The organism is Pseudomonas sp. MF6396 (assembly GCF_002018915.1).
Classification (GTDB): Bacteria; Pseudomonadota; Gammaproteobacteria; order Pseudomonadales; family Pseudomonadaceae; genus Aquipseudomonas; species Aquipseudomonas palmensis.
In genome coordinates, this window is sequence record NZ_MVOK01000009.1 from 185,217 (window position 1) to 209,811 (window position 24,595).

Here is a 24,595-nt window from a genome sequence, read left to right on the forward strand (position 1 = left end):
ACCGTTCCAGTCGTAGAGGAGAGGTGACGATGAACGACACGGACAAAAGGCAGGCGTTGCAGAACTGGCGACAGGCGTTGGTCCACGAGCATGCGTCACTGGACGCCGAGCAGCGTTACGACAAGGCGTTGATGGCCGCCGATGCACTCGAGGTGGCGGGCATCATCAGCAGTCGCGAGTGGCGCGAGCTGGTGAAGGAAGCCAATGCCTTTATCTTCCACTGAGCGGCGTTGCCAATGCCGGCAGTGCCTGGAGGTTAGCGTCATGAAACTGACCGCGTTGGCGTTGCTGGTCGCCAGCCTGTCGATGCTGCAAGGGTGCTTCAAACGAGCCCGAGCATGTCGACAAGGATACCGATCGCAGCAAGTCTTCCCTGCAGATGCAAAAGCCCGACACGCCCCCTGCGGAGCCGGCGCCTCGGCAACCCCCCAACAACTAGCTTGAGCGAGCGTGCGCCCCAGTCAGCCGAGGCTTGGGGCGCAGGGCTCAGAAGGTGGGCGGGGTGATCACCCAGATCACCACCGCATCCACTTCACCCGGGTTGCCGTACTTGTGCGGCTCCTGGCTGGAGAAGCTGAAGCTGTCGCCTTCACCGAGTTCGAAATGGCGATCCCCCACCCACAGCTCGAAGCGGCCGGACAGCACGTACCCGGCTTCTTCGCCCTCATGGCTGTAGCTCTGCTGGCTGTAGGTGCCTGGCGGAAAACGCGAGTGGAGCATCTCCAGTTCGCGGTTGGGTTGCGGGGTGAGCAACTGGTCGACGATGCCGTCTTCGTAATGCACGCTCAGTCGGCTCTGCCGGCGCACCACGTAGCCGCTGTCCTCGGGGGCGGTGACCGCCTCGCTGGCGAAGAACCACTGGATGGTCACGCCCAGGCTGCGGGCGATATTGAACAGTGCCGGTATCGAGGGGTACGACAGGTTACGTTCCAGCTGGCTGATATAGCCGGCGGTCAGCTCGCTCTGTTGCGCAAGCTCGGTCAGGGTCATGCCGCGACGCTTGCGAAGCCCGCGAATGCGCGTGCCCAGAAAGTGCGGCGCGGCGCTGCCGTCCTCGGCGGTGGGCGGCAGCTTGCTGTTGTTGCTCATGGCGTTATCCGATCAGCCCTGCAAAGGCCCGGAGTATAAACAGCCTCACAGGCTCGCGGCGACTTTAAGGCCCTCATAGATGGCTTCCTCGGCGGTACGCGCCGCCAGGCAATCGCCAATGCGGTGTACTGCGGCCAGGTCCTGGATCTCGCCGGCCAGGGTGTCGACCGGGTGATGGCCGTGGCACAGCACCAGGGTGTCGATGCCCTCGAAGATCATCGCCTCGCCGCTGGCGGTGTGCTGCAGGTAGACGCTACTGTCGTCGCAGCCATACAGCCGCGCATAGGGCGTGATCGGGATGCCCAGCTTGTGCAGCTCGCCGGCCATCTGGTCACGCACATACAGCGGCAGGCTCTCGCCACAGTGGGTACCGTTGACCGCCAGTTGCACCTGATGCCCGGCGCGGGTCAGGCGTTCGGCGATGCCCGGCCCGATCCAGTCGCAGCGCCAGTCCATCACCATCACCGAGCGACCGACCTGTACCTGCTCGCGCAGCACCTGCCAGGCGTCGACCACCTGCAACTCGCCGCCGCGCTCGAAAGCCGGCCAGTAGGGCGCGGCACCGGTGGCAACGATCACGGCATCCGGCTGCTCGCGCTCGACCAGCGCGCGGTCGACCCGGGTATTGCGCACCACCTCCACGCCGGCCAACTGCATCTCGCGTTGCAAGTTGGTGCTGGCACCGCCGAATTCGCTGCGCCGTGGCAGCAGTTGCGCCAGCAGCACCTGGCCACCCAGTTGGGCGGCCGCCTCATACAGGGTGACCTGATGACCACGGGCCGCCGCTACCGCGGCAGCCTTCATGCCGGCCGGGCCGCCGCCCACCACCATCACCTTCTTGCGCAGTGTGGCAGGCTGCAGTTGGCCGAACTGCCGCTCGCGCCCGGTCTCCGGATGCTGGATGCACGAAATCGGCAGGCCCTTGTGGAAGTGCCCGATACAGGCCTGGTTGCAGGCGATGCAGGCACGCACGTCTTCGGCCCGGCCGCTGTCGGTCTTGTTCGGCATCTGCGGGTCGCAGATCAGCGCGCGGGTCATGCCACACACGTCGGCCTGGCCGCGGGCAAGTATCAGCTCGGCCTCCTGGGGCTGGTTGATGCGCCCGGTAACGAACAGCGGAATGTCCAGGCTGGCCTTGAAGGTGCCCGCCTCGCGGGCCAGATAGGCGGCCTCGATGGCCATCGGCGGCACGATATGCACCGCGCCGCCCAGGGACGCCGAGGTGCCGGCCACAATATGCACATAGTCCAGTTGCCCTTGCAGGGCCTTCACCGCGCCGAGCGATTCATCTTCGCTCAGGCCCTCGGCGTCGCGTTCATCGGCGCTGATGCGCAGGCCGATAATGAAGTGTTCGTCGGTGCTGGCACGCACCGCGGCGATGACCTCGCGCACAAAGCGCAAACGATGTTCAAGGTCGCCGTTGTAGCCGTCGCTACGCCGGTTGACCCGTGGGTTGATGAACTGGGCGGGCAGGTACCCGTGGCTGGCCACCACCTCCACGCCGTCCACGCCCGCCTGATGCAGGCGCCGCGCCGCCGCAGCATAGCCGGCCACTATCTCGTCGATCATGCCTTGGTCAAGCTCGCGCGGCATCACCCGGAACCGTTCGTTGGGCACCGCCGAGGCCGAGTAGGCCACCGCCAGCAAGCCGTCGCTGGACTCCATGATCTCGCGGCCCGGGTGAAAGATCTGCGACAGCACCACGGTGCCGTGGGCATGGCAGGTCTCGGCCAGCCGGCGATACCCCTCGATGCAGGCGTCATCGGTGGCCATCAGCACGTGGGAGGTGTAGCGGGCGCTGTCGTGTACGCCGGCCACCTGCAGCACGATCAGCCCCACACCACCTTCGGCCCGGGCCTGGTGATAGGCAATCAGCTGTTCGTTGACCAGGTTGTCGGTGGGCATCGAGGTGTCGTGGCCGCTGGACATGATGCGGTTCTTGAGGCGCTTGCCACGGATCTGCAACGGGGTGAACAGGTGCGCGAAGGCGGTCGACATGGTGGTCAGGCTCCAGCGGGGGCGTTGTTATTATTTTTCTATGAAAGTGTACCGACAGTAAAAAATCAACTTGTTTTTTTACTTGGGTTTGATTAGCGTCGAGTCACCCCAGTGCAGGGGCTTACCTCACAAAAACAAGAAAGTGGACCACACCGGCGCCAGGCCGAGTGGTACCCGCAGGAGGATCCATCGATGAAAGCGTTCCCGCGTAAACCAGGCCTGTATGCAGTGCTGCTTGCCCTGGGCCTGGGCAGTGCCCAGGCAGCTCCGCAGATGGTCGTGGTGGGTTATGGCGGTGCCGGGCAGAAGGCCCAGGACGTGGCGTTCTTCCAGCCGTTCAGTGCCCAGGACAAGAGCAAGCTGATACAGAGCGAGTACAACGGTGAAATGGCCCGCATCAAGGTCATGGTCGACACTGGCAATGTGGACTGGGATGTGGTGCAGATCGAAGGGCCCGACTTGATGCGCGGGTGCGACGAAGGCATGTACGAACCCCTCGACTGGAAGCAGCTGGGGCATGCCGACGAGCTGATCCCGGACGCTGCCCAGGCGTGCGGCTCGGCGGCGCTGGTGTGGAGCGTGGCGATCGCCTATGACCGCGACAAACTGGCCCAGGCGCCCACCTCCTGGGCCGACTTCTGGGACGTGAACAAATACCCGGGCAAGCGCGGCCTGAGGAAGCGTGCGGTGTACAACCTGGAGTTCGCACTGCTGGCCGACGGCGTCAAGGTCGAGGACGTCTACAAGGTACTGGCCACCCCCGAGGGCGTGGACCGCGCCTTTGCCAAGCTGAGCGAGCTCAAGCCCAACATCCAGTGGTGGGAGGCTGGCGCGCAGCCGGCGCAGTGGCTGACGGCGGGTGACGTGGTGATGACCTCCACCTACAGCGGGCGCATCGCCAGTGCCGCGCAGGCAGGTGCGCCGTTGGCGGTGGTATGGCCCGGCAGCCTGTACGGCATGGACTACTGGGCCATCATCAAGGGCTCCAAACATGTCGACCAGGCCAAGCGGCTGATCGCCTACACCAACGACCCGGCAGCGCAGGTGCGCTATGTACAGCAGATTCCCTACGGCCCGACCAACACCCAGGCCGCGGCAAAGCTGGACCCGTCGCTGGCCAGCTGGGTGCCGACCTCGCCGCAGAACCTTCAAGGGGCGCTGTCGATGAATGTCGAGTTCTGGGTCGATCATGGCGATGAACTGGAGGAGCGGTTCAACGCCTGGGCTACCAAGTAGCCGTTGCAGCCCGTCTCCTGCGCCGTTCTGCAGGAGCGGGCTCAGCTGTGAAGGGGCGCGCGGCGCCCCTTCAAAGTCTGGTTAAATACGCGCTTACCAGAACCGCCGGCGAGCCCGTTCCATGCACGATGACGACGATATCCACGAACCCGAGCACGACCACCTGTTCGACCACGAATTTCACGATCAATACATTGCCCCCGAGCCAGAGGCGGGCGGTATGGATGAGGATGAGGATGACGAGGACGATGATGCCTGGGGTCTGCTCGACGATGACGATGACCAGCCCGAAGACCCATAGCCCTGCCGGCTTCACCATTCGTCGCGTGTGCTGCACCCTGGCCCCGGCCTGACCTCCAACTGAGAGGGCCCGGATGTTCCGGGCCTTTGCTGGCGAGGTGTTCCATGACTGACCAAGTGACTGCCCAAGCCCAAGACCCCACCCAACCGATGACGGCTCCCGAAGACGTCGATCCGCTGGCACGCCCACCGGTGTTCACGCCAGATCGTCCCGAGGACTGGAAAGACCCGGCCAGCGGTGATGGCGTGCCCGATGACGAAGACATGCCGCTGCCCAATGATTGAGCGCAGGGGCGTCTGCCAGGGGGCTGGGGGGATCGCTGGCAGACACCCGGATGCCTGGCCCCATTCGACGACGTGGAGGTACTGATGACCGGTAATCAGCACAAACCAGAAGGACCGCATTCATCCGAGCACGCCTCTGAACGGGACACGCTGGACTTTGATCCCGATTCGCCAGACCTGGATGACCCGCAGGTGGATCCGGTAGGCCCGGCCAAGGCGCCCAAGGGCGGGCCAGAACCACGCAAGCCACCGCTTCTTGGCGAGTAGCCGCAAACAAGGGCCCGGCGCAATGCCGGGCCTTTTTGCAATCAGCCGTGCAATCAGCCGCCGGCTGCCTTGGCCGCGGTCACACCCGCCGCACTGAGCTTGATCGGGTAACGCACTGACGGTTCATCGTCGGCCCCAACGGTGACCGCACCGTCCTGGATCAACCCCTTGTCCTGCAGTTGCTTGAGCGTCTCGGCCACCGCCTTTTCGCCTTCGAAGTTGTCCAGCACTTCCTTGCCCAACCCGTTCGGGTGGGCGTGGTACAGCCGGGTGAGTACTTCGTTTTGCAGTGTTTGATTGGTCATTGCCTGCCTCGCAGTGTTCATGGGTATGAAGGGCGTTGCACAGCTTCCGACAGGCCAGGGCGGCAGGGATTCCACCGGATGTCGCGAGGGGGCGACCGGGTGCGTTACAGCAGGTTGCGGGGCGGGGGCGGGCAGCAGGGCCCTGAAACAGAACTGCCCCGGGCAACGCCGCGGGGCAGTGGGTCAAGCGCTACGCCGGGGCGTCAGGGCTTGTTGTTGAGCTTGCGCAGTTCTTCGTAGGTGGCCGACTGGACGAACCAGAAGCCGGAAACGATGCACCAGGTCAGCGTACCGACAATCAATGTGCCCAGGCCAGCCAGGAAGCTCTGGCTGAACATGAACAGGCCGGAAATCCAGATGACGGCCAGTGCCACGTACAGCACCACGTTGTTGACGCTGATAACAAAATCTTTCACGAGTAATCCTTCCCGAGTCATTGTCCACTGTCGCACGAACGGCGTGCGACAGGCCGCTATCATATTGATATTGCGACAACAATTCCATCGGAACGGGCACTGCGCCTGCCTGTCAGCGGCTAGCGAAAGCGCGGCAGCGGTCGGTCCAGGGTGAGGGAGGTCAGGGTCTTCTTCACCAGCACCTCGTCGGCTTCGACGGCCTTGAGAGTGTCGCGGATCTTGCCCGCCACCGGTACATCGCCCTGGCGGTCGATCCAGTCGGCGATCTCCTTGCAGGCCACGGCCAGGCGGTCCTGACGGTGGTTGATCAGGGTCAGCAGGGTGGTGATCTCTTTGTCGGACATGGCGCATTCCTCCCTTCGGCGAATTAAGTGTAGCAGTGCGCCGGCAGTTAGCCCCCCCCAGCCTCAATCGGGTTTGCCGCGCACGATGCGCCCGTCCTTGACCTCGTCGGCATAGGCCTTGAGCTTGTCCGAGTCCCGGTACAGGCGGTTCATCAGGTGCAGCACCGCCACCACGTCGACGTCCTTGATGCGCTCGGCCAGCTTGCTGATTTCACCGGCGGTACGCTCAAGGTCGGTGGCGACCAGCTTCAGGTCACGTTTGAGTTCTGCGGAGGACTTCTTGATACCCATGGATACCTCGGATGGGCTGATTGCGTTCAAATGGGTGCATTCTAGCAGGCGACACCATCGGCAACAGAAGAGGGGAGGCACAGCATGAGCGCCAGGGTGCAGGTACGGGCCAACCGTCGTGGCCGCGATATCGCGGTGGGCGATGTCCATGGGCACTTCCAGCGCCTGCAGCAGGCACTGGATGCCGTCGGGTTCGATCCGGCCATCGATCGGCTTTTCAGCGTGGGCGACCTGGTCGACCGTGGGCCCGACAGCGAACAGGCGCTGGCATGGCTCGATCAACCCTGGTTTCACGCGGTGCAAGGCAATCATGAAGCGTTGGCCATTGCCCACGTGCGGGGCCACTGGCTGGACCAGGCGATGTACCGCGCCAGTGGTGGCGGCTGGTTTCTCGACCTGGATGCGCAGGCCCAGGCCCGCTTTGTGGCCGCCTTCGAACAGATGCCCCTGGCGCTGGAGCTGCAAACCCCTGAAGGCCTGGTCGGCCTGCTGCACGCCGACTGCCCGTTCGCGCATTGGCAGACACTGTGCGAGCACCTGGCAGGCGAACCTTCAGCCGATGTTCAGGAGGTGTGCGAATGGTCGCGGCGACGCTTGCAGCAGGGCGACACTGGCGAGGTTCAGGGCTTGCGTGCGCTGATCGTCGGGCACACCACGCTGCGCGAGGTGAAGGTGCTGGGCAATGTCTGGCACCTCGATACCGGCGGCTGGGCAAGCGGACACTTCAGCCTGCTTGATCTTGCCAGCCTTGAGTTACTGCAGACGCCTAGATGAACCACCACGGGTCACCGTTGGGCTTGGTGGGGGTTCGCCTGAGCTGGCGTATCGATACCCATGCCAACGCGATGCCAACCAGCAGCATCAGGCCACTGAACACCATCTTGAACAGGATCGCGGCATGAAACGCGTCGGGGTTGTCACGCAGCGTATGGGTCACGTGGTGGACTGGCCGGATACGGTTGCTGACCATACTGGTCACGCTGCCCGCCTGCAGGTCTTGCAGGTTCAGCAGGGCCATCGCCAGTGCACCCACAATCAACAGGAAGCCAGCCATCAGCAAGACCATCATATGGCCGCTGCCCACGCTGTTCTGGCGCATGGTCGCCTCCTGGCAGATTTCGAGAAGCGCGCGATCATACATGACTTGACGCTGGCCGGCAGGGCATTTGAAACTCGTTGCCCCAGCCACCGGAGCCCCTCATGGACCTGACCACCCTCGCGTTATTCATCCCGGCCTGTTTCGCCCTGAACATGGCCCCTGGCCCCAACAACCTGCTGTCGCTGAACAACGCCAGCCGCTACGGCCTGCGCACGGCCTGCCTGGCTGGCGCCGGCCGCCTGCTGGCGTTTGCCGGCATGATCGTACTGGCCGCCATGGGCCTGGCGGTGGTGCTGCATACCAGTGAATACCTGTTCCTGCTGGTCAAGGTGCTGGGCGCCGGCTACCTGTTCTACATCGCCTGGCAGTTGTGGCGCGCACCGGTCGGCGAGGCCGCGCAGGTCGGTGCACGCGGCGTGGGTACCCTGCGCCTGGCGCGTCAGGAGTTCCTGGTGGCAGCCGGCAACCCCAAGGCCATCCTGATCTTCACCGCGTTCCTGCCCCAGTTCGTCAGTGTGACAAGCGCCACGCCGGTGGCCGAGCAGTTCGCCGTGCTGGGGGCGATGTTCCTGGTACTGGAGTGGCTGGCCATCGCCATCTACGGCTGGCTGGGGGCGTACATGCAGCGCTGGTTCAACCAGCCTGCACCGCGTCGGCTGTTCAACCGGGTCAGCGCATCGTTGCTGGGCCTGGCGGGGTTCGGCCTGCTCGCCGCACGCCGGGCCTGAGCCCTACCAGCTGATGCGCAGCCCCAGGGTGCCGCCAATCGATTCCTGCTGGCGGCTATCAAGGTGGGCGCTGTAGGTCATTGCGCCGTACACCGCCACGGCGGGGCTCAGCCGGGCGTCCAGGCCGGCGCCCACGTCCATCCAGGTGGCGGCCTGATCAGTCCTGATCGGCTCGCCCCCGTCGAACCGCAGGGTGTCGCGCCCGCCACTGCTGCGCCATACATTGCTGCGCAGGTAGGGCTCCAGCGGCACGCTGCCGGCCAGGTAGCTGCCCTTGATTCGTGCGCCAACGCGACCGGTCCAGTTGGTCTGGCTGTCCTGGGTGACCGTTGAAATGCCATCGCTGCGCGTATCGAAGTCGACCTTGCGGGCGATCACCTGCACCTGGGGCTCGACCACCCAGCGCGCGCTCAATGCCAGCGGATAGCCGGCCTCCACCGAGGCCGCCAGGGCATGCCCATCCAGATCGAGCTTCACGCCGCGATCGGAACGGGCGCGGCCGTCCAGATCGGTGTACTGCAGCACTGTGTCCACGTACCACTGCCCGGGACCGATCAGCGTCCAGTAGGCGCCGACACTGTCGCCATCGAGGCGGACATCGCCCACCGCATTGTCTTCGAAACCCAGCGCGAAGCCTTTGACATCGCCATCGAGCCGGCTATGGCTGACATACACCCCGGCGTGCTGGCGATAACCGCCGTCGGTGTGCGTCGCATACAGGTCATGGCCCACCTCGAAACCGCTCAGGTTGCCGTCCAGGCTTGGCGACACCGTGCCGGACCACTGCTGGCGCAGGTGCTCGCCAAAGGTGCGGGCCCACCCGGCGCCCACCGGGCCTTGTTCGTCGAGCAGGCGTTGCTCGCCCTGGCGCTGGTGGAAGGTGCCCAGGGTCGACAGGCTGATGATGGCCGCGGCGCGGCTGGCCACCGCGTACACCGGCACTTCGGCGCGGTACAGCACGATGGCCTGCCCGGCGACCGGGGTGGGCAGTGGCGGGGTACCCGGGGCGGCCACGGGCGCCGGCACCACCGGTGGCGGTGGCTGGCCGGGCAGGGGCGGCGCCGATACCGGGGGCGCGACCACGCTCGAGCGCAGGTACCAGCTGTTCTCGCTGCCGGCGCTGACCCCGCCCTTGAACAAGTAGTACTGGTAGGCCCCGGCCGACAAGGGCTGGCCAAGGCTGAACGCCGTGCTGGTGCTGGTGGTGCCAGGGCCGGCCTCGACCACCTGGATGCCATCGGCCGCTGTCAGCGCGCCGCTGCCGCCCAGGTTGTTCACCTGAAGGGCAGTGCTGCCGGCCAGCGAGCCCTGGTTGACCACCAGCCGGTCGGAGGCGGCGCCGTCGCCTTCGAGCACGCTGTCGACCTTGAGCACGCCGTTGCTGCCTGCGTAGTTGCCGTCGAGGGTCAGGCGGCCCAGCGCATTGGCGCCGCTGCTGAGGTCGATGAGCCCGGCGTTGTTCACGCTCACCGGTGTGCCGCCGGCAAACGCCGTCACCTGGCCGGTGTGCGCCACCAGCTGGCTGGTGGCATCGATCAGCAAGGTGCCGGTACCCGTGCCCTGGTCTCCAAGAACCAGGTGGTCATCCAGGTTGAAGACCGAGGCGTTGGTCAGGGCCATGCGCTCCCCACCGGTATAGCGCGCGCCCAGGCTGCTGCGGGTATGGTCCAGTACCAGGCTGTCGCTGCCCAGGCCGCCGTCCACCTGGCGCACCAGCCCCAGGCGGCTTTCGTCGAGGTTGGCCAGCAGCGCCTGGTCGCTGCCGTCGCCCATCAGCACCGCACCGCGCACGATGCCGTCGTCGCGCCAGGTGAAGCTGTCGTCGCCGAAGCTGAGCAGTACATTGCCCACCACCTCGCCACCGCTGATGGTCACGCTGTCGTCGCCGCCGCTGACGCTGATGTTGCCGCCGATGCGTCCGCCACTGACGATGACCGTGTCGCGGTCAAAGCCTGTGACCAGGTTTGCGTCGATGATGCCGCCGGACATGTCGAACAGGTTGCGGTCCAGCTTCATGTCGACGCGCCCGATGCGCCCGCCGCTCATGTAGGCCACATCGCCATCTTCGAAGGCGCCGATGATGCGTCCGCCGCTCATCTGGAACAGGTCGCGGCCGTTGCCCTGCTGCAGGGCCTGCAACTGCCCGCCTGTCATGATGAAGGTGTCGATGCCCGCGCCCTGATCGAGCACGCCGGTGATGATACCCGACGCCATTTCGACGCGGTCGGCGCCGGGGCCGAAGGTCACGCTGCCGGCGAGGGTGCCGCTGCCCCCGGCCGGCAGTATCAGCGTGTTGTCACCGGCTGGGTCGACAAGGGAGGTGCCAATGCCGCTGTCGCAGACATAACGATCGTTGCCGCCGGTAGGGGCGAAGGTGCAGTCCGCCTGACTTGTCAGGGCCCACGGGCTCAGCAACGGCAGGCACGCCAGGGCAACGCGGCTGGGCGGGCTCATTTCGTCCTCCTTGGGCTAGCGATCGGCCCAAGCGATACAGGGCTGCGACGGCGGTCGCAACTGGCAGAAATGATAGGTGGTCATCGGAAATGTGCACATTGGCGCAAAAACGCCTGACCGATGGCACGCCTGTCGATCAGGGCAGAGGGCTCAATCGCGGTAGAACACCTGCACCAGGTGGTAACCGAATTTGCTCTTGATCGGGCCGTGTACCACCCGCAACGGCTTCTTGAAAATCACCTGGTCGATGGCGCCCACCATCTGTCCCGGGCGTACTTCGCCCAGGTCGCCGCCGCGTTTGCCCGACGGGCAGGTGGAGTACTTTTTCGCCAGCACATCGAAGGCTTCGCCCTTGGCGATGCGCTGCTTGAGCTGTTCGGCTTCTTCGGCGGTCTTGACCAGGATGTGACGGGCCTGTGCTTTCATGTTGCCTCTGTTACGGGTAAAACCGGCGATTATGCCTGATTCGGGGCAGGGCGGCTTGGCGCGCCGTGCCCCGAACCCACGCCTTGGCGGGTTACTCCACCGTGGCGCGTTTCACGTCGCTGGAAGCCGACCAGATGCGATAGCGCACTTCCACGTCCTTGGGGGTGTAGACCACCACCGGCAACTTGCTGTTGTAGCGCAGCAGGAAACCATCGCCGACCACCGGCACGAAGGCGTCGATCTTCTTGTTGTCGGGGCAGCCCATCAGGGTAGAGACAGGGCCCATCACCTTGTCCAGCCGGTAGTAACTATAGCCCCAGCCTTCGAGGGTCTTTTCTTCGAGGTTGCCACCCAGGCGCTGCAGGTTGCAGTCCACCTTGAGGGTCTTGCCGGCCAGTACCTCGACCTTGAATGCCGACTCGTCTTTCTGCTCGGGCAGGTGGATCACCTGGCGCACAAAGCCGTTTTCGGCTTCGGGGTAAGGGGCCACATCCTTGAGGCTGGCTGCGAGAACAGGGGCGCTGAAAGCCAGGGGCAGCATGAACAGGGCGGTCAGGGAAAGCGGTCGCATAAAAGCTCCTTGCGGTTTGAAAATGACAGTCGTAGCCGGCCAGCGGTACCTGCGCCCCAGGCCGATGGCTACTGGGCCAGCCAGCCGCCATCGATGTTCCAGGCGGCGCCGCGTACCTGGCTGCCGGCTTCGCTACACAGAAACAATACCAGCTCGCCCAGGTGTTGCGGTGTGACGAAGGCGTGCGAGGGCTGCTTTTCGGCCAGCAGGTCCTGCTGGGCCTGCTGCGGGTCGACCCCGCTGGCGATGCGATCGTCGATCTGCTTCTGTACCAGCGGGGTGAGCACCCAGCCGGGGCAGATGGCGTTGCAGGTCACGTTGCTGGTGGCGGTCTCCAGGCCCACCACCTTGGTCAGCCCGACCACCCCGTGCTTGGCCGCCACATAGGCGGCCTTGCCTACCGAGCCGACCTGCCCGTGCACCGAGGCGATGTTGATCACCCGCCCCCAGTTGCGCTGGCGCATGCCGGGCAGTGCCAGGCGGGTGCTGTGAAACACCGCCGAAAGGTTGAGCGCGATGATCGCGTCCCAGCGTTCCACCGGGAACGCCTCCACCGGGGCGACATGCTGGATGCCAGCATTGTTGACCAGGATATCGACCCCGCCGAACTCGCGTTCGGCATAGGCAAACAGGTCGTTCAGTTGCTCCACGCTGCCAAGGTCTGCCGCGTGGTGCCCCACCCGGGTGCCATGCCGGCCCACCTCGGCAAGCGCTGCACTGGCGTCGCCGAAGCCGTTGAGAATCACATCGGCGCCAGCGCCGGCCAATGCCTGGGCGATACCCAGGCCGATGCCACTGGTGGAACCGGTAACCAGTGCGACTTTTCCTGCAAGGCTCATGGAAGTCTCCTTAGACAATGCCTGTAGCGTAGAAGGTAGCGATCACCACGAAGACTGCCAGGGTCTTGATCAGGGTGATGCCGAAGATGTCCTTGTAGGCTTCGCGGTGGGTCAGGCCGGTCACCGCCAGCAGGGTGATCACCGCGCCGTTGTGCGGCAGGGTGTCCATGCCGCCGCTGGCCATCGCGGCCACTCGGTGCAGCACCTCCAGCGGAATGTTCGCCGCGTGCGCCGCACTGATGAAACTGTCGGCCATGGCCGCCAGCGCAATGCTCATGCCGCCGGATGCCGAGCCGGTGATGCCGGCCAGCAGGGTCACGGTGATGGCTTCGTTGACCAGCGGGTTGGGAATGTTGCGCAGCGCATCGGCCAATACCAGAAAGCCTGGCAGCGACGCGATCACCGCGCCGAAACCGTATTCCGACGCCGTGTTCATCGCCGCCAGCAGGGCACCGTTGACCGCGCTCTTGCTGCCCTCTGCCAGGCGTGTGCGGATGGCGCCGAAGGCGCTGACCAGCACCAGCAGGATGCCCAGCAGCAGGGCGGCCTCGACCGCCCAGATGGCCGTCAGCTTGGCGATCTCGGTCTGTACCGGGGCGCTCATGCCGGGCAAGCTCAGGCTGTGGGTCTTGCCGTACCACGCCGGGATCCAGTGGGTGAACAGCAGGTTCATCACCCCCACCAGCAGCAGTGGCGACAACGCCAGCAGCGGGTGCGGCAGGGTCAGGTCGGCGGCGGTTTCGGGTTCGTTGCGCAAGTCGCTGCCGTAGCCTTCACCGGCGCGCTGCGCCTTGTTGCGCTGGCGCTGCAGGTACAGCATGCCGGTGCAGAACACGAACAGCGTACCGATCACGCCAAGCCAAGGCGCGGCCCAGGCGGTGGTGTTGAAGAAGGTGCTGGGGATGATGTTCTGGATCTGCGGGGTGCCCGGCAGGGCGTCCATGGTGAACGAGAACGCACCCAGGGCAATGGTGGCTGGTATCAGACGTTTGGGGATGTCGCTCTGGCGAAACATCTCGGCGGCGAACGGGTACACCGCGAACACCACCACGAACAGCGACACGCCGCCATAGGTGAGCAGCGCGCACACCAGTACGATCACCAGCATGGCCTGGCGTGTGCCCAGCAGGCGAATGGCGGCAGCCACGATCGAGCGCGAGAAACCCGAGAGTTCGATCAGCTTGCCGAACACGGCGCCGAGCAGGAATACCGGGAAATAGAGCTTGATGAACCCGACCATCTTTTCCATGAACACCCCGGTGAAGGCGGGCGCGACGGCGGAAGGGTCGGTAAGCAGCACCGCGCCGAGGGCGGCGATGGGGGCAAAAAGAATCACGCTGTAGCCACGGTAGGCCGCCAGCATCAGCAGCGCCAGGGCTGCCAGGGCAATGATCACACTCATTGAGTGTCTCCTTGGGTGCATCTTGTTTTTGTTGGGATGCAGCCCTTAGCGAAGACCGTGCCATGTTAATAAACTATTGATTTCTATGAATAAATATTAATTCCAGTGGAATTTATCGAATGATTGTCTCTGGTTTGAGACTGGCTGTGCCGTGCGTGCGCTTGCAGCGCAGGAGGATCTGCACACGGGTCTGCCTGACACCCCGTGCACTCTGGTTTTACGACCGCTTCGCGCTCGTTCGCCGGCAAGGCCGGCTCCTACGCCTCTGGCCGCCAGGCCGTAGGAGCGGGCCTTGCCCGCGATCTGGTGCGCAGCGCCAGCCAAACCTGCACATGGGGCTCGCCTGACACACCGTGCACTCTGGTTTTACGACCGCTTCGCGCTCGTTCGCCGGCAAGGCCTGCTCCTACGTCTCTGGTCGCTAGGCCGTAGGAGCGGGCCTTGCCCCGCGATCTGGTGCGCAGCGCCAGCAAAACCTGCATATGCGGACTGCCTGACACACCGCGCAAACAGGTCTATGACCGCGTTGTGCCGATTCATCAGCAAGGCCGTCTCCAGGTTGAGATGCCAGTCTCTCTATTGAGACTTTATCCCCAGAGCCGCCAGCTTCTTGTACAGCGTCGAACGCCCCAACCCCAGCTCACGCGCGGCCTGCGGCACATTTCCGGCGCAGCGGGCAAGGGCGTTTTCCAGCAACTGGCGCTCGAATGCTTCGCACGCCTGCCTGTAGTCGGTTATGGGGTCGGTGTCGACTGTAAGGGGCGTCAACGGGCCCAATGCCGATTGCACCTGGGCCGCAGTCAGTTGCTGCTGGTCGGCCATCAGCGTGGCCCGCTCCAACACGTTGCGCAGCTCGCGAATGTTGCCCGGCCAGGCATGTCGGGCCAGCAGCGCCTGGGCCGGTGCCTGCAGCTCATGGCGGCTGCCCAGCTCCTCCAGAATCGCCTCGCTCAACGCCGGCAGGTCATCGAGCCGGGCACGCAATGGCGGCACCTCGATCGGCAGCACGTTCAGGCGGTAATACAGGTCGGCGCGAAACTCCCCGCGGGCCATCGCTGCCGAAAGGTCGCGCGAAGTGGCAGCAATCACCCGCACATCGCTCTGCAGCATCTGGTTGGAACCCACCGGCTCGTATTCCTTTTCCTGCAGCACGCGCAGCAGTTTGCTTTGCAGCGCCAGCGGCATGTCGCCGATCTCATCGAGAAACAGCGTGCCGCCTTCGGCCACCTGCAGCTTGCCCGGCCGGCCCTTGCGGTCGGCGCCGGTGAACGCACCCGGCGCGGTGCCGAAGAATTCGGCCTCCAGCAGATCGTGCGGGATAGCGGCGCTGTTGATGCTGACAAACGGCTTGTGGGCGCGGGGCGAGGCGGCGTGGATGGCATGGGCGAGCAACTCCTTGCCCGTGCCGGTCTCACCCAGTAGCAGCACCGGCGAATCGCTGCTGGCCCCACGCCGCGCGCGGCGTTTGACCTCAAGGCTTGCGGCGCTGGTACCGATGAACTGCGCAAAGCTGTACTTGGCCTGGCGCGCACGCAGCAGCGAGCGGGTCGAGGCCAGTTCCTGCTGCATGCTGGCATAGCGCTTGAGCAGCGGCGAAAGGCTGTGCAACTCATCGAACAGGGCAAAGCCGATGGCGCCCATCACCGCGCCCTCGGCATCGTGGATCGGCAGGCGCATCACCACCAGCGGCTCCTTGGGCGTGTCGAGCATGTCCAGCAGAATCGGCCGGCCCTGGGTGATCACGTCGCGCATCTGGCTGCCGGGGATCACGCTTTCACACGGCTGACCAATCGCAGCACTGGCGTCCTCCAGGCCAAAGCGCCGTGCGTAGCGCTGGTTCATCCACACGATTCGTGCATCGCGATCGACGATGATCGTGCCCTCGCTGGATTGCTCGATGATCTCGAACAGCGAGCGGATCGCCAGTTGGCGCACGCGCTGGTAGTCCTTGAGGCTGTCACTGTCTTGCATGGGCCGCTCCGCCGTAATGAGGCTGCGATTATGCCCGTGGATCGAACGCCTCGCGCAATGCGTCGCCGATGAACACCAGCAGCGAAAGGATCAACGCCAGGGTGAAGAATGCGGTAAACCCCAGCCATGGTGCCTGCAGGTTCTGTTTGCCCTGGTTCACCAGCTCGCCCAGGGAGGCGCTGCCGGCGGGCATGCCGAAACCGAGAAAATCCAGTGCAGTGAGGGTCGAGATGGCCCCGGTGAGAATGAACGGAAGGTAGGTGAGCGTTGCGTTCATCGCATTGGGCAGAATGTGCCGCACGATCACCAGCCGGTCGGGCAGGCCCAGCGCCCTGGCGGCCTGCACGTATTCCAGGTTGCGCCCGCGCAGGAACTCCGCGCGCACCACGTCCACCAGTGCCAGCCATGAAAACAGCGCCATGATTCCCAGCAGCCACCAGAAGCCGGGTTCCACAAAACCACTGAGAATGATCAGCAGGTACAGCACCGGCAGCCCCGACCACACTTCCAGCAGGCGCTGGCCGATCAGGTCCACCCAGCCGCCGTGGTAGCCCTGCAGGGCGCCGGCGGCCACGCCGATCACGGTGCTGATGGCGGTCAGCAGCAGGGCGAACAGTATCGACACACGGGTGCCGTACAGCACCCGCGCCAGCACGTCGCGCGCCTGGTCGTCGGTGCCCAGCCAGTTGGTGGCGGTGGGTGGGCTGGGGGTGGGTACCTGCAGGTCGTAGTTGGGGGTGTCGGCGCTGAAGGGGATCGGGGCAAACAGCATCCAGCCACCCTGGCCCTCGATCAGCTGGCGCACGTACTGGCTGCGGTAGTCGGGCTGGAACGGCAACTGGCCGCCGAACTGCTGTTCGGTGCAGCGCTTGAAGGCGGGGAAGTACAGGCTGCCCTGGTAGCCCAGCAGCAGCGGCTTGTCGTTGGCCACCAGCTCCGCCCCCAGGCTGAGCAGCAACAGCAGCCCGAACGCCCACAGCGAGAACCAGCCGCGGCGATTGCGCCGAAAGTTCGCCAGCCGGCGCCTGGACAACGGCGACAGGCGCCGCATCAGTGCTGCCTCGTGGCAAAGTCGATACGCGGGTCGACCAGGGTGTAGCACAGGTCGCCCAGCAGGCGGATCAACAGGCCGAACAGGGTGAAGATGAACAGCGAACCGAACACCACCGGGTAATCCCGCGACACCGCCGCCTCGTAGCTCATGCGGCCCAGGCCGTCGAGCGAGAAGATCACTTCGATCAGCAGCGAGCCTGCGAAGAACACCGTGATCAGCGCCTGGGGAATGCCCGCCACCACCAGCAGCATCGCGTTGCGAAACACATGCCCGTACAGCACCCGACGCTCGCTCAGGCCCTTGGCCCGCGCGGTGACCACGTACTGGCGGGTGATCTCGTTGAGGAAGGCGTTCTTGGTCAGCAGGGTGAGGGTGGCGAAACCGCCGATCACCAGCGAGCCCACCGGCAGCACCAGGTGCCAGAAATAGTCGGCCAGCTTGCCGGCCAGGCTCAGCTCGGCAAAGTTTTCCGACACCAGCCCGCGCACCGGAAACCAGTTGAGCGAGGTCCCACCGGCAAACAGCACGATCAGCAACAGTGCGAACAGAAACGCTGGCAGCGCATAGCCGATCACGATCAGCGCACTGCTCCAGGCATCGAAAGCGCTGCCGTGGCGGATGGCCTTGCGGATGCCCAGCGGGATCGACACCAGGTAGGTGATCAGGGTGGCCCATAGGCCCAGTGAGAGGGTGACCGGCAACTTGTCCAGGATCAGGTCGGTGACCTTGGCACCGCGAAAGAAGCTGCTGCCGAAATCCAGCTGGGCGTAACGAGTGAGCATCAGCCACAGCCGCTCGTGGGCCGGCTTGTCGAAGCCGTACTGGCGTCTGATGGTCTCCAGCAGTTTGGGGTCCAGCCCGCGGCTGGCCCGCGAGTCGCTGTGCAGCGTGTCGCTGCTGGCCCCCGGTGCACCGCCGCCGATACCCTGCAGGCGCGCCACGGCCTGTTCTACCGGGCCGCCCGGTGCCGCCTGGATGATCACGAAGTTCACCAGCACAATGATCAGCAGGGTGGGCAGTATCAGCAGCAGCCGGCGCAGGATGTACGCGGTCATGGCGCAGCCTCCAGGCGCTCGGCCATCTGCGCCGTGGTCAGCGGGGTGGGGCTGACCTCCCACCAGGTGTCCAGCGCCGGGTCATTGCTGGCTTGCACCTTGGGGATGCCGAAGCGGTTCCACCACACCGTGGAGGCGCCGGGTGGGTAGTAATTGGGGATCCAGTAGTAGTTCCATTGCAGCACCCGGTCCAGCGCATGGGCATGGCGCAGCATGTCGGCCGGGCTGGCGGCCTTGACCAGGCCGTCGATCAGGCTGTCCACCGCCGGGTCCTGCAGGGCCATGTAGTTGTTCGAGCCAGGGTCGGTAGCCGCCGCCGAGCCGAAGTAGCTGTAAAGCTCCAGCCCCGGCGAGGGCGACACCGGGTAGCCGGTGACGATCATGTCGTAGTCACGGGCCATCAGCCGGTTGACGTACTGGGCCGCGTCGATGCGGCGTATGTCCAGGGTGATGCCGATCTGCGCCAGGTTGCGTTTCCACGGCAGCAGCAGGCGCTCCAGGCCCGACTGGCCATTGAGGAAGGTAAAGCTCAGCGGCTCGCCCCGGGCATTGACCAGCTGATCGCCCTGCGGGCGCCAGCCGGCCTGCTGCAGCAGAGCGAGGGCTTGCAGCTGCTTGTCACGGATCAGCCCCGAGCCGTCGGTGCGCGGCGCCTCGAACACCCGGTCGAATACCTCGGCCGGCACCTGGGCACGCAGGGGTTCGAGCAGGGCGAGCTCTGCGCGGTCGGGCAGGGCGCGGGCGGCCAGCGCACTGTTGGCGAAAAAGCTCTGCTGGCGGATGTACAGGTTGCGCATCATCTGCCGGTTGCTCCATTCGAAATCCCACAGCAGGCCCAGCGCCTGGCGCACGCGCCGGTCCTGGAACATCGGGCGCTGCAGGTTGAACACATAGCCCTGGGCGTTCTGCGGCGCCCCTCGGGCCAGGTGCGCACGTTGCAGGCGCCCGTCGTCCAGGGCCGGGCCGTTGTAGCCGATCGAATACCCGGTGGCGGAGAACTCGCGGTTGTAATCGTAACCGCCACCGCGCAGCACCTGGCGCGCCACGTCGGTGTCGCCGAAATACTCGATCTTCAGCTGGTCGAAGTTGTAGCGCCCACGATTGACCGGCAGGTCCCGTGCCCACCAGTCGCGGTTGCGCTCGAAGGTGATGCTGCGCCCGTTGTCGACCCGTGCGATGCGGTACGGGCCGCTACCCACCAGCGCCTGGAAGCCGCCGCCGTTGGTGAATGCATCCTGGTCGAGCGCGTGCTCGGGCAATACCGGCAGCGACGCCAGGTCCAGGGCCAGGGTACGGTTCTGATTGTTCTTGAAGTCGAAGCGTACCTGCAGGGGCGTCTCGACCACCACAGCAGCCACGTCGGCAAACTGCGTGCGGTACTTGAGGTTGCCTTCACGCAGCAGCAGTTGGTAGGTGAAGCGCACATCCTCGGCACGCACTGGGCGGCCATCGGCAAAACGCGCACGCGGGTCGATGTAGAAGCGCAGCCACAGCCCATCGGCGCTGCGCTCGAGCTTTTGCGCGATCAGGCCGTACACGGTATAGGGCTCGTCCAGTGACCGAATGGCCAGCGGTGCATACAGCCAGCCGTCCACCTCGCTGACCCCGGTGCCCTTGTCGATGTAGGGCAGCACATGGTCGAAACCGCCGATTTCCAGCGCCGAGCGACGCAGGCTTCCACCTTTCGGGGCTTGCGGGTTGACGTAGTCGAAATGGCTGAACGAGGCGCGGTAGCGGGGGGCTTCACCATAGACGGTGAGGGCGTGGCTGGGGGCGGCGATCAGGGTTTGCCAGGGAGGCAGCAGAAACAGCAGCGGGGCAAGGACGAACAGCACAATGCGGGTCAAGCCCGCTCTCACAGGAGCGGGCCGACCCTCGACACGGCCGGCAGATGCGGCCAAGGCCGATCAGTCCTGGCGGCTGGTCACTTCCAGCAGGTGGTAGCCGAACTGGGTCTTCACCGGGCCTTGAACAGTGTTCACCGGTGCGCTGAACACCACGGTGTCGAACTCCTTGACCATCTGGCCGGGGCCGAACGAGCCCAGGTCACCGCCCTGGCGGCTGGAGGGGCAGGTGGAGTTGGCCTTGGCGATTTCGGCGAAGTCGGCGCCGGCTTCGATCTGTGCCTTGAGTTCGTTGCACTTGTCTTCGCTGGCGACAAGGATGTGACGGGCGGTGGCTTTTGCCATGGAGAATGCTCCTGGTGAGTAAAGGTGCAGCCTAGCGCAATCGGCGCGCGATTTCCTCCCCCGGTGTGCACGTGCCTTGGCCGGGCACCTGGTATTTGTGTCAGTTGTGCGCCTCGTACATTTTGCCTTTGAATCATTTCCAGCCCATTCCCCCGTTCATACCTTTCGGGCTTCCTGGATTGGAGAAAACTTCATGACGAACAACTTGATTGTCCCCGGGACCCAATCGGGCTTGCAAACGATGATCGACCTGTTCAATGCCATAGTGGGAGGGCCGCCGGCATTCGGAGGATTTGCAGCCGGCACCCTGGCCCTGCGACGCATCTACATTCCAGGTTACATCACCCCGGTATACACCGAAGGCGCCCAGGTTGGCGTGAACAAGGGGATGGTCAATTCGGTGCGCGGAATGCAGGTATTCGTGCAGCCGTATCCGAACATGCTGGCGGGGGATCTGATCGAGGTGTTCTATGGCACCAGCAACATCGCGGCGGTGAAGGTCAGTGTCCGCGAGGAGCAGCTCGGCCAGAACATCGAAACCTACATCCCGGCCAAAAAGGTGCTGGAGGGCGTGCACGACCTCTACTACGTGATCACGCGCGCAGGCTCCACCAACAAGGAGTCTTCGCTGGTGCTCAAGGTACTGGCACGCCTCAAGTACCCCGGCGGAAACGACCCTGAACCCGATCGCGCCGGGCACTACAAGCTGCTGCCACCGTTTCTGACCAGCCCTCCAATCGGTGGCGTGGTGGGTGAAGAAGACATCAAGGACTTCCTTGATGGCGAGCTGTATGGCGTGGAAGTCACCGTACCGGCGTACCCGAACATGCGCGAGTACGACACCATTCGCCTGAGTTGGGGCGGCTCGATCGTCGAGTACATCGTGCAACCTGACGAGGTGGGCAACGACCTCGTCATCGAGGTGGATGCCGAGCTCATCTACGAGGCCGGCGACAGCGAAAAGCTGGTGCTTGTGTACTGGATCTGGGACGAAGTGTTCAATCCCGCAAGCGACTGGTCATTGCGCGGTTACATCGAGGTATCGATCGACCCCAACAAACTGTTGCCGCCCATCATCGTCAACCCAGACTCGCAAGCCGTGGAGGGCGACCCGATCGATGTGGCGCTGGTGGCGCAAGATGGCCTGGAAGTACAAGTGGCGGCGCTGTCGGTGTTCGGCTTCAAGGCAAGGGATGAGATTACCCTGTACTGGGTAGGCACCACGGCGCAAGGCCAGATCATTGCCCTGAATTACTCGCAAAAGTTGAGCAGCCCCCGGATATTGGTATTCAAGATTCCCTATGCCCACGTGCAGATGCTGGCGCGGGGTTTTGGCAGAACCTGGTTCACCAGAAAGCCTGATAAAAGCAACGTAGTACAGACCTCCCGGCGTGTGGGCGCAAGCTTTATCGGCGCTGCCGTCAAGCTGCCAAGCCCGCAAGTGACCGAAGCGGTCGACGGCGTGCTGGAGGCCACACTGGCAACGGCGACCGTGGTGGTACCGGCAGCGGCCCAGCTGGAGAAGGACGACTTCATCGAGATCACCTGGCGAGGCACCGGTTCCGATGGCAGCACGTTGCTCTACAAGGACGCCAAAACGGTCACCAGCGCCAGCGCAGGAAAAGACATCTCGTTTGCCGTGAACGGGCCGCAGAACATTCAGCCGCTCAGCGGCGGTTCGCTCGAAGTCAGCTACACCGTAAGCCGGCAGGGCCTGGGGCGCCCTCTGGAATCACAGGCTCTCACGCTGCAAGTGGGCGTGGCGCCGTTGGAACTGCCGGCACCCCGTTGCCCGCAGGCACAAGACGGTGAACTGGATCCTGATGTCCTCGCCAGCGTCGATGTGATCATCGAGCCGTACACCGGAATGAAACTCGACCAGACCATCAGGGTGGTGTGGTCCGACGCGGGCGGTACCTTCTTCGACGATCTGATGAAGGTGACCAAGAACAATCTCGACAAGCAAGTGACGTTCACCTTCGAGCACGCCAAATGGAGCAACTACCTGACAGTGGCAGCCGATGTGTACTACCAGGTCATCGAAGACCGCCAGCCGACTCGCGTGTCTGCCATGCTTTCGTTGCGTCGCAAAGAGCGCCAGTTACTGCTGCCCGACCCGGTGGTGGAGGGCGCGGTCAATGGCACGCTGCGCCCTGTGGGCGATGCAGTGGTCACGATCCCAGCCGAGGCCCAGCTCAAACTTGGCGATGAAGTGGAACTGCTCTGGGATGGCGATGCCCCCCAAGGCTCGACGAGCGTCACCCTGTACATACTGGAAGATCAGACACGTGAGCTTAAGCAGTCTATCGATGCACGGTTCGTACTGGCCAACATCGATGCCAATGTACGGGTCAAGTACGTGGTGTACCGCTTCGATGGCCGCGAGCAGACGTCCGGCACCGTCACGCTGCGGGTACAGCGTGCGGCGCTGCCGCTGCCGATATTCGTGCAGGCGACCGCCAACAACCAGCTGAACCCGGACGATGTACGCAATGGTGCAACGTATCGGATCGACACCGTGGCCAGATTGCTGCGCGGTGACAGGGTGACCGTACGGGTGTACAGCGAGCTGCCGGCAGGCAACTTCAACCGCACGATCGTGGTAACGGCGGGCGACGAGGGCAAGGCCCTCGACGTGTCGGTACCCTATGCCACGATCAACGCCAGCAATCGCACCACGATCAAGCTCGAATACACGCTGCAGCGTAGCAGCGGCGGCCCGGAGGAACGCTCGCCGTCCAACAGCTATTTCGTAAACCGTGTGATAGGCAGCGGCAACCTGCGTGTTTTCGGCGCCCGCTACGGCGCGAGCACTTACCGCGCCTCCAGTACCTCGCGAATTCTGAGCGCATTCAATGCGCAAAGCATGCAGCCGATCCTCGCCGAATGGCGTTACCTGGACGAGCCCACCTGGACCGCAGGCACTACCTGGATGGACAAGCAGCCCTGGAAGGCGCTGCGCGTGCGCACGCAAACCGATGAGGTGCAGCTCAACCCGGCCAACATCATCGGCAACGGAATCGACGCCGCGGTCAATGGCAGTGCAGCGTTTGTCGCCCTGCGCAACGAACGCTCAGGGGGGGAGCGCGATATCGTCGGCTGGGGCAGTATTGCCTACGGGGCAGCTATTCCGCCGACATTGCAGACCCGCGACGACATCGCTGAAGTCAGTTGCACGCGCAGCGCGTATGCCGCACGCATGACCAATGGCACTGTGCAGTGCTGGGGCCAGGCGGGCGAGGGCGGTTCCATGCCTAAAGGTGAAACCGGAAATTTCGTCGAAGTGCGCAGCAATGCCAGGGCGTTTGTCGGACGCAAAGCCGACGGCCGCCTCATTGCCTGGGGTGTGGGGCCCGAGGGCGCGACCATTCCGCCGGGGATCCTCAACCTGACGGATTTCACCGCTGTCTACGGTGCCGGCAGCGCTTTTGCAGCGCAGCGTGCCGACGGTTCGCTGGTAGCCTGGGGCAGTGCCGCCAACGGCGGCAGCTTGCCCAACGATATCGCCGACCTCAAGGACATCTACTACGTCAAGGGCAACTTTGCCGCCTTTGCCGCACGGCGCACCAACAATCGTGTCGTTGCCTGGGGCAATGCCGGATATGGCGGCACGGTACCGGATGCAATCGCCCAGTTGACCGATATCGTCACCCTTGAGGGGGCTACGGCCCAGGCATTCAGCGCCTTGCGTGCCACCGGCCAGGTAGTGGCCTGGGGGGCTGGCAGCCATGGCGGCTCGGTGCCGCAAGAAATTGCAGGTCTGACTGACATCGTGGAGGTCACCAGCACCTGGCATGCCTTCTGTGCCCGGCGCAGGAACGGTTCGGTGGTGGCCTGGGGCAACGCGAACAACGGCGGCAACGTGCCACAGCCTGTGGCCAACCTGCGCAATGTCATTCAGGTCACCGGCAGCGCATGGGCGTTCGCCGCCCTGTGCAGCGACGGCACCGTGGCGGTCTGGGGGCGTTCTGAAGCCGGCGGCGATATCAGCCGGGTGTCCGACCAACTGAAACATGTGCGTGCGGTGTACGCCAACTCCAACGGCTTCGCCGCATTGACGTCAGACGGGCGCGTGGTGACGTGGGGCCAACCGCAGGGCGGTGGCGACAGTGCGGCGGTGCAGGCGGCGCTGCGCAACAAGGTGACCACCGGCCACCGGGTAGATGTCAATGCCGAGGCCGACGGCGAATGGGCTGGCGCGCCAGGCGCCTGAGGCCTTTGAGCGATATGACCCTGCAATCGGCGCTGCCTGGCGCCGGTTGCCTACCTGCGGGAG

At 64.6% G+C, this 24,595-nt stretch carries 25 protein-coding genes; 8 read left to right on the top strand and 17 right to left on the bottom strand.

Features of this window, described 5'->3' with window-relative positions; genetic code table 11:
• The first annotated feature begins 29 nt into the window (after positions 1 to 29).
• Complete coding sequence (locus tag MF6396_RS11885) at positions 30 to 224, top strand: hypothetical protein (protein ID WP_054914550.1); 195 nt, start codon at positions 30 to 32, stop codon at positions 222 to 224.
• 262 nt (positions 225 to 486) lie between these two features.
• On the opposite strand, the gene MF6396_RS11890 is transcribed toward MF6396_RS11885, so the two are convergent.
• Both MF6396_RS11890 and MF6396_RS11895 read right to left on the bottom strand, forming a co-directional pair.
• Positions 487 to 1,089 (bottom strand): helix-turn-helix domain-containing protein, encoded by a 603-nt coding sequence (locus MF6396_RS11890; protein WP_043861479.1) that lies wholly within the window; start codon positions 1,087 to 1,089, stop codon positions 487 to 489.
• A 45-nt stretch (positions 1,090 to 1,134) separates the two neighbouring features.
• A complete protein-coding gene (locus MF6396_RS11895) occupies positions 1,135 to 3,087 on the bottom strand; it encodes an oxidoreductase (protein WP_078480400.1) in 1,953 nt (650 codons plus the stop codon).
• 192 nt (positions 3,088 to 3,279) lie between these two features.
• Between MF6396_RS11895 and MF6396_RS11900 the strand changes: the two genes are divergently transcribed.
• From MF6396_RS11900 to MF6396_RS11915, 4 genes are all read left to right on the top strand, one after another.
• Positions 3,280 to 4,323: an ABC transporter substrate-binding protein gene (locus MF6396_RS11900; RefSeq protein ID WP_054914548.1), complete on the top strand. Its 1,044-nt coding sequence runs from the start codon at positions 3,280 to 3,282 to the stop codon at positions 4,321 to 4,323.
• A 121-nt stretch (positions 4,324 to 4,444) separates the two neighbouring features.
• The gene (locus MF6396_RS11905) at positions 4,445 to 4,624 is read left to right on the top strand and encodes a hypothetical protein (protein ID WP_078480401.1); all 180 of its coding nucleotides are present in this window, start codon (positions 4,445 to 4,447) and stop codon (positions 4,622 to 4,624) included.
• Positions 4,625 to 4,728: 104 nt separating this feature from the next.
• Complete coding sequence (locus MF6396_RS11910) at positions 4,729 to 4,908, top strand: hypothetical protein (protein ID WP_078480402.1); 180 nt, start codon at positions 4,729 to 4,731, stop codon at positions 4,906 to 4,908.
• An 84-nt stretch (positions 4,909 to 4,992) separates the two neighbouring features.
• Positions 4,993 to 5,175 carry a DUF6021 family protein gene (locus MF6396_RS11915; protein ID WP_078480403.1) on the top strand — a complete coding sequence of 61 codons (183 nt, stop codon included), beginning with the start codon at positions 4,993 to 4,995 and terminating at the stop codon, positions 5,173 to 5,175.
• A 53-nt stretch (positions 5,176 to 5,228) separates the two neighbouring features.
• Here the strand turns inward: MF6396_RS11915 and MF6396_RS11920 are convergent, their stop codons facing one another.
• The 4 genes from MF6396_RS11920 to MF6396_RS11935 form a co-directional block, all read right to left on the bottom strand.
• Complete coding sequence (locus tag MF6396_RS11920; protein ID WP_043861483.1) at positions 5,229 to 5,480, bottom strand: hypothetical protein; 252 nt, start codon at positions 5,478 to 5,480, stop codon at positions 5,229 to 5,231.
• A 203-nt stretch (positions 5,481 to 5,683) separates the two neighbouring features.
• Positions 5,684 to 5,896, bottom strand: coding sequence for a hypothetical protein (locus tag MF6396_RS11925; RefSeq protein ID WP_043861484.1), 213 nt, complete (start codon positions 5,894 to 5,896; stop codon positions 5,684 to 5,686).
• Between the two features lie 119 nt (positions 5,897 to 6,015).
• Positions 6,016 to 6,240 (bottom strand): hypothetical protein, encoded by a 225-nt coding sequence (locus MF6396_RS11930; RefSeq protein ID WP_043861485.1) that lies wholly within the window; start codon positions 6,238 to 6,240, stop codon positions 6,016 to 6,018.
• Between the two features lie 63 nt (positions 6,241 to 6,303).
• Entirely contained in the window at positions 6,304 to 6,531 is a 228-nt protein-coding gene (locus MF6396_RS11935; protein WP_043861486.1) for a hypothetical protein, read from the bottom strand.
• Positions 6,532 to 6,615: 84 nt separating this feature from the next.
• On the opposite strand from MF6396_RS11935, the gene MF6396_RS11940 reads away from it, so the two are divergent.
• The gene (locus MF6396_RS11940) at positions 6,616 to 7,305 is read left to right on the top strand and encodes a metallophosphoesterase (RefSeq protein ID WP_078480405.1); all 690 of its coding nucleotides are present in this window, start codon (positions 6,616 to 6,618) and stop codon (positions 7,303 to 7,305) included.
• Here the strand turns inward: MF6396_RS11940 and MF6396_RS11945 are convergent.
• Complete coding sequence (locus tag MF6396_RS11945) at positions 7,298 to 7,630, bottom strand: hypothetical protein (protein WP_078480409.1); 333 nt, start codon at positions 7,628 to 7,630, stop codon at positions 7,298 to 7,300. The two genes, MF6396_RS11940 and MF6396_RS11945, sit on opposite strands and share 8 nt — an antisense overlap.
• 101 nt (positions 7,631 to 7,731) lie before the next feature.
• Here MF6396_RS11945 and MF6396_RS11950 point away from each other — a divergent pair, with 101 nt between their 5' ends.
• On the top strand, positions 7,732 to 8,358 hold the full coding sequence (locus tag MF6396_RS11950) for a LysE family translocator (RefSeq protein WP_043861489.1): 627 nt from the start codon (positions 7,732 to 7,734) through the stop codon (positions 8,356 to 8,358).
• A gap of 3 nt (positions 8,359 to 8,361) precedes the next feature.
• On the opposite strand, the gene MF6396_RS11955 is transcribed toward MF6396_RS11950, so the two are convergent.
• The 10 genes from MF6396_RS11955 to MF6396_RS12000 all read right to left on the bottom strand — a co-directional run bounded on the left by MF6396_RS11955 (position 8,362) and on the right by MF6396_RS12000 (position 20,319).
• Positions 8,362 to 10,812 carry an autotransporter family protein gene (locus MF6396_RS11955; protein ID WP_078480410.1) on the bottom strand — a complete coding sequence of 817 codons (2,451 nt, stop codon included), beginning with the start codon at positions 10,810 to 10,812 and terminating at the stop codon, positions 8,362 to 8,364.
• A gap of 150 nt (positions 10,813 to 10,962) precedes the next feature.
• Complete coding sequence (locus MF6396_RS11960) at positions 10,963 to 11,238, bottom strand: peptidylprolyl isomerase (protein WP_038611202.1); 276 nt, start codon at positions 11,236 to 11,238, stop codon at positions 10,963 to 10,965.
• 91 nt (positions 11,239 to 11,329) lie between these two features.
• Entirely contained in the window at positions 11,330 to 11,809 is a 480-nt protein-coding gene (gene eco / locus MF6396_RS11965; protein ID WP_078480411.1) for a serine protease inhibitor ecotin, read from the bottom strand.
• A 68-nt stretch (positions 11,810 to 11,877) separates the two neighbouring features.
• Positions 11,878 to 12,648, bottom strand: a complete 771-nt coding sequence (gene hbdH / locus MF6396_RS11970; protein WP_043861492.1) for a 3-hydroxybutyrate dehydrogenase — start codon at positions 12,646 to 12,648, stop codon at positions 11,878 to 11,880.
• Positions 12,649 to 12,658: 10 nt separating this feature from the next.
• Entirely contained in the window at positions 12,659 to 14,050 is a 1,392-nt protein-coding gene (locus MF6396_RS11975; protein WP_058540163.1) for a GntP family permease, read from the bottom strand.
• Between the two features lie 576 nt (positions 14,051 to 14,626).
• A complete protein-coding gene (locus tag MF6396_RS11980) occupies positions 14,627 to 16,021 on the bottom strand; it encodes a sigma-54 interaction domain-containing protein (RefSeq protein WP_058540164.1) in 1,395 nt (464 codons plus the stop codon).
• 28 nt (positions 16,022 to 16,049) lie between these two features.
• Positions 16,050 to 17,072 (bottom strand): ABC transporter permease, encoded by a 1,023-nt coding sequence (locus tag MF6396_RS11985; protein WP_078480417.1) that lies wholly within the window; start codon positions 17,070 to 17,072, stop codon positions 16,050 to 16,052.
• Positions 17,072 to 18,130, bottom strand: coding sequence for a microcin C ABC transporter permease YejB (locus MF6396_RS11990; RefSeq protein ID WP_078480419.1), 1,059 nt, complete (start codon positions 18,128 to 18,130; stop codon positions 17,072 to 17,074). Before MF6396_RS11990 ends, MF6396_RS11985 begins: the two co-directional genes overlap by 1 nt.
• Positions 18,127 to 19,968 (bottom strand): extracellular solute-binding protein, encoded by a 1,842-nt coding sequence (locus tag MF6396_RS11995; protein WP_238596437.1) that lies wholly within the window; start codon positions 19,966 to 19,968, stop codon positions 18,127 to 18,129. The genes MF6396_RS11990 and MF6396_RS11995 overlap by 4 nt, the downstream gene beginning before the upstream one ends.
• Before the next feature lie 69 nt (positions 19,969 to 20,037).
• A complete protein-coding gene (locus MF6396_RS12000; protein WP_043860171.1) occupies positions 20,038 to 20,319 on the bottom strand; it encodes a peptidylprolyl isomerase in 282 nt (93 codons plus the stop codon).
• Between the two features lie 76 nt (positions 20,320 to 20,395).
• Here MF6396_RS12000 and MF6396_RS12005 point away from each other — a divergent pair, with 76 nt between their 5' ends.
• The gene (locus MF6396_RS12005; protein ID WP_153046085.1) at positions 20,396 to 24,532 is read left to right on the top strand and encodes an RCC1 domain-containing protein; all 4,137 of its coding nucleotides are present in this window, start codon (positions 20,396 to 20,398) and stop codon (positions 24,530 to 24,532) included.
• Positions 24,533 to 24,595 lie beyond the last annotated feature (63 nt).